Here is a 4,291-nt window from a genome sequence, read left to right as displayed (position 1 = left end):
GGCAAGATGGTTGATTTTGCGGGTTGGGAGATGCCTGTTCAGTATCCTTTGGGGATCATGGGAGAGCATAAGCAGTGCCGTGAGAAGGCGGCGTTGTTTGATGTGTCTCACATGGGTCAGGTGATCCTGCGCGGTGAGAATGTGGGTGAGAAGCTGGAAGCTCTGTGCCCGCAGGCCTATGCGACGCTGAAGGAAGGCAAGGCGCGGTACGGGTTCTTCACCAATGCCGAAGGCGGGATCATGGACGATTTGATCGTGTCGAATGCGGGGGATCACTACTTTGTGGTGGTGAACGCGGCGCTGCGCCATCAGGACATTCCGCATATGCGCGACAATCTGGACGGGGTTGAGGTGACCGAGATCTTCGACCGCGCGCTGGTGGCCGTGCAAGGCCCCAAGGCCGAAGATGTAGTCGGGGAACTCTGCCCCGCTGCCCGCGATCTGAAGTTCATGGAAACCACCGTGGCCGATATCAACGGCGTTGAATGCCGTATCTCGCGCCTGGGCTATACCGGTGAGGACGGGTACGAGATCTCGATCCCCGAGGATAAGGCGATCGAGATCACACGGGCCTTCCTGGCGCATGAGGAGTGCGAACCGGCGGGTCTGGGCGCGCGCGACAGCCTGCGGCTTGAGGCCGGGCTGTGCCTCTATGGCAATGACATCGACCAGAGCACCTCGCCGGTCGAGGCCTCGTTGGCTTGGGCGATGCAGAAGCGCCGCAAGGAAGAAGGTGGTTTTCCGGGGGCGGAGCGTATCCAGCGCGAACTGGCCGAGGGCGCAGCCCGCAAGCTGGTGGGCATCAAGCCCGACGGCCGTGCGCCGGCGCGTCAGGGCGTGGAAGTGCAATGCCTAGAGGGTAACACCATCGGTCAGATCACCTCGGGCAGCTTTGGCCCCACGGTCGGCGGCCCGGTTGCGATGGGTTATGTGAGCAAAGGCCATGGCGCGCCGGGCGAGAAGGTGAACCTGATCATCCGGGGCAAGGCGCAACCGGCGCAGATCGTGGCGCTGCCCTTCGTCAAACAGAATTACAAGCGTTGAAGTCAGGAGAGAGAAGCATGGCAACCTATTATTCCGAAGAACATGAATGGCTGAGCGTCGAAGGCGACACCGCCACGCTGGGCATCACCAAACACGCGGCTGAACAGCTGGGTGAGGTGGTGTTTGTCGAGCAGCAGGAAGTGGGCGACGAGTTCGAGAAAGACGGCGAGATCGGTGTGATCGAATCCGTCAAAGCGGCCTCGGAACTCTATGCTCCGGTCGATGGTGAGATCGTCGAGGTGAACGAGGCGCTGGCCGACAATCCCGGCGCGCTGAACGACGACCCCGAGGGCGAGGCCTGGATCTACAAGATCAAGATCAGTGACGCGTCGCAGCTCGAGGATCTGATGGACGAAGCCGGATACAAAGCCTTCATCGGGTAAACCCGAACGGAGTCCCGGCATGGGGCTCCATCGAATTAATTGATGCCGCCGAATTTGGGCCCCGCCCTTCATCTGGCAAGAAATATCCCCGCCGGAGGCTCCCGCAGTCTCCGCCGGCCCTGACCTATCCATGGGAGCGCTGCAATGGCCTTCAAACTGACCGACTACGAAGCCTATGATTTTGCCAACCGTCGCCATATCGGTCCCAGCCCGACCGAGATGCGCGACATGCTGCAGGTGATCGGCTTCAAGACGCTGGACGAGCTGATCGACGCCACCGTCCCCCCGGCGATCCGGCAGAAACAGCCGCTGGACTGGGGTCCGGCGATGACGGAACGCGATGCGCTTTTCCACATGAAACAGGTGGCGGGGAAGAACAAGGTTCTGACCTCGCTGATCGGTCAGGGCTATTACGGCACCACCACGCCTGCGCCGATCCTGCGCAACATCCTGGAAAACCCGGCCTGGTACACCGCCTATACGCCGTACCAGCCCGAGATCAGCCAGGGCCGTCTTGAGGCACTGTTGAACTTCCAGACCATGGTCAGCGACCTGACCGGGCTGGACGTGGCCAACGCCTCGCTTCTGGACGAAGCCACCGCGGCGGCCGAAGCGATGGCGATGGCCAAGCGCGGCGGCCGGTCCAAGGCCAACAACGCGGCCTTCTTCGTTGACAAGAACTGCCACCCGCAGACCATCGCGGTGATCAAGACCCGGGCCGAGCCTCTGGGCATCGACGTGCAGGTCGCCGACCCGGATCAGCTGGACGCGGGCGCGGTATTCGGCGCGATCTTCCAGTATCCGGGCACCTATGGCCATGTGCGCGACTTCACCGCCGAGATCGCGGCGCTGCATGAACACAAGGCCATCGCCATCGTCGCCGCCGACATCCTGTCGCTGGCGCTGCTGAAGTCACCGGGCGAGATGGGCGCGGACATTGCCATTGGCTCGACCCAGCGCTTTGGTGTGCCGATGGGCTATGGCGGCCCGCACGCCGCCTACATGGCCACCACCGACAAGCTGAAGCGATCCATGCCGGGCCGGATCATCGGTGTGTCCATCGACAGCCGCGGCAACAAGGCCTACCGCCTGTCGTTGCAGACCCGCGAGCAGCACATCCGCCGCGAGAAGGCGAACTCGAACGTCTGCACCGCGCAGGCGCTGCTGGCGGTGATTGCTTCGATGTATGCGGTCTATCACGGCCCCGACGGCATCAAGGCGATTGCCCAGTCGGTGCACCGCAAGACCTCGCGCCTGGCCGCCGGCCTGGAAGAGGCGGGCTTCTCGGTCGAACCCGAGGTGTTCTTCGACACGATCACGGTCGAGGTCGGCCATCTGCAGAAGACGGTGATGGAGGCCGCCGTGGCGCGCGGCGTCAACCTGCGCAAGGTGGGCGACACCAAGGTTGGCATCAGCCTGGACGAACAGACCCGCCCCGAGACGATCGAGGCGGTCTGGGGGGCCTTCGGCATCGACCGCAAGGATGACAGCTCGAACAAGCAATACCGCCTGCCGGATTATGCGCTGCGTGAAAGCGCCTATCTGACCCACCCGATCTTCCACCAGAACCGGGCCGAGGCCGAGATCACCCGCTATATGCGTCGTCTGGCCGACCGCGACCTGGCGCTGGACCGGGCGATGATCCCGCTGGGGTCCTGCACCATGAAGCTGAACGCCACGATCGAGATGATCCCGGTCACCTGGCCCGAGTTCGGCAATCTGCACCCGTTCTGCCCCGAAGATCAGGCGCAGGGCTATCACGAGATGATCGCCGATCTGAACGACAAGCTGTGCCAGATCACCGGCTATGACGCGATCTCCCAGCAGCCCAACTCGGGCGCGCAGGGCGAATATGCGGGCCTGCTGACGATCCGCAACTATCACTTTGCGCGCGGCGAAGGGCACCGCAATGTCTGCCTGATCCCGACCTCGGCCCATGGCACCAACCCGGCCTCGGCGCAGATGGTGGGCTGGCAGGTCGTGCCGGTGCAGGCGGATGACAAGGGCAATATCGATGTCGCCGACTTCCGCGCCAAGGCGGAAAAGCACTCGGATCATCTGGCCGCCTGCATGATCACCTACCCGTCCACTCATGGTGTGTTCGAGACCACCGTGCAGGAGGTCTGCCAGATCACCCATGACCACGGCGGTCAGGTCTATATCGACGGCGCCAACATGAACGCCATGGTGGGCCTGTCGCGCCCCGGCGACATTGGCGGCGACGTCAGCCACCTGAACCTGCACAAGACCTTCTGCATCCCGCATGGCGGCGGCGGCCCCGGCATGGGTCCGATCGGCGTCAAGGCGCATCTGGCCGAGCACCTGCCCGGGCACCCAGAATACGGCACCGCCGTGGGCCCGGTCTCGGCGGCGCCCTTCGGGTCTCCGTCCATTCTGCCGGTCAGCTGGGCCTATGTGCTGCTGATGGGCGGCGCGGGTCTGACGCAGGCGACCAAGGTGGCGATCCTGAACGCCAACTACATCGCGGCGCGGCTCAAGGATGCCTATCCGATCCTCTATACCTCGGAAACGGGGCGTGTGGCGCATGAATGCATCCTCGACACCCGGCCCCTGGACGCCGAGGCGCATGTCACCGTCGATGACGTGGCCAAACGCCTGATCGATTCAGGCTTCCACGCGCCAACGATGAGCTGGCCGGTGGCCGGCACCCTGATGGTGGAACCCACGGAGTCGGAACCCATGGCCGAACTGGACCGTTTCTGCGATGCCATGCTGTCGATCCGCTCGGAAGCGCAGGACATCATCGACGGCAAGATCGACGCGGAAAACAACCCGCTGAAAAACGCCCCCCACACGGTGCGCGATCTGGTCGGCGACTGGGACCGCCCCTACACCCGCGAACA

Annotated in this window: 3 protein-coding genes; all 3 read left to right on the top strand. The window is 63.6% G+C overall.

Annotation, left to right across the window (positions count from 1 at the left end):
* The coding region (gcvT, locus tag ACR0I0_RS20525) for a glycine cleavage system aminomethyltransferase GcvT (protein WP_480492670.1) at nucleotides 1-1,044 on the top strand (1,044 nt) is incomplete at its 5' end.
* Nucleotides 1,045-1,061: 17 nt separating this feature from the next.
* Nucleotides 1,062-1,427: a glycine cleavage system protein GcvH gene (gene gcvH / locus ACR0I0_RS20520; protein WP_171638644.1), complete on the top strand. Its 366-nt coding sequence runs from the start codon at nucleotides 1,062-1,064 to the stop codon at nucleotides 1,425-1,427.
* A 144-nt stretch (nucleotides 1,428-1,571) separates the two neighbouring features.
* On the top strand, nucleotides 1,572-4,291 hold a 2,720-nt coding region (gene gcvP, locus ACR0I0_RS20515), incomplete at its 3' end, for an aminomethyl-transferring glycine dehydrogenase (RefSeq protein ID WP_480492669.1).

This window comes from Ruegeria sp. AG6 (assembly GCF_056541565.1).
Note: the sequence above shows the minus strand (reverse complement) of the source record. Positions and strands in the feature narration are given on the sequence as shown.

Bases quoted from the DNA above. Each gene is read 5' to 3' on its own strand.
- gcvH (WP_171638644.1), top strand. From the start codon at position 1,062: ATGGCAACCTATTATTCCGAAGAACATGAATGGCTGAGCGTCGAAGGC.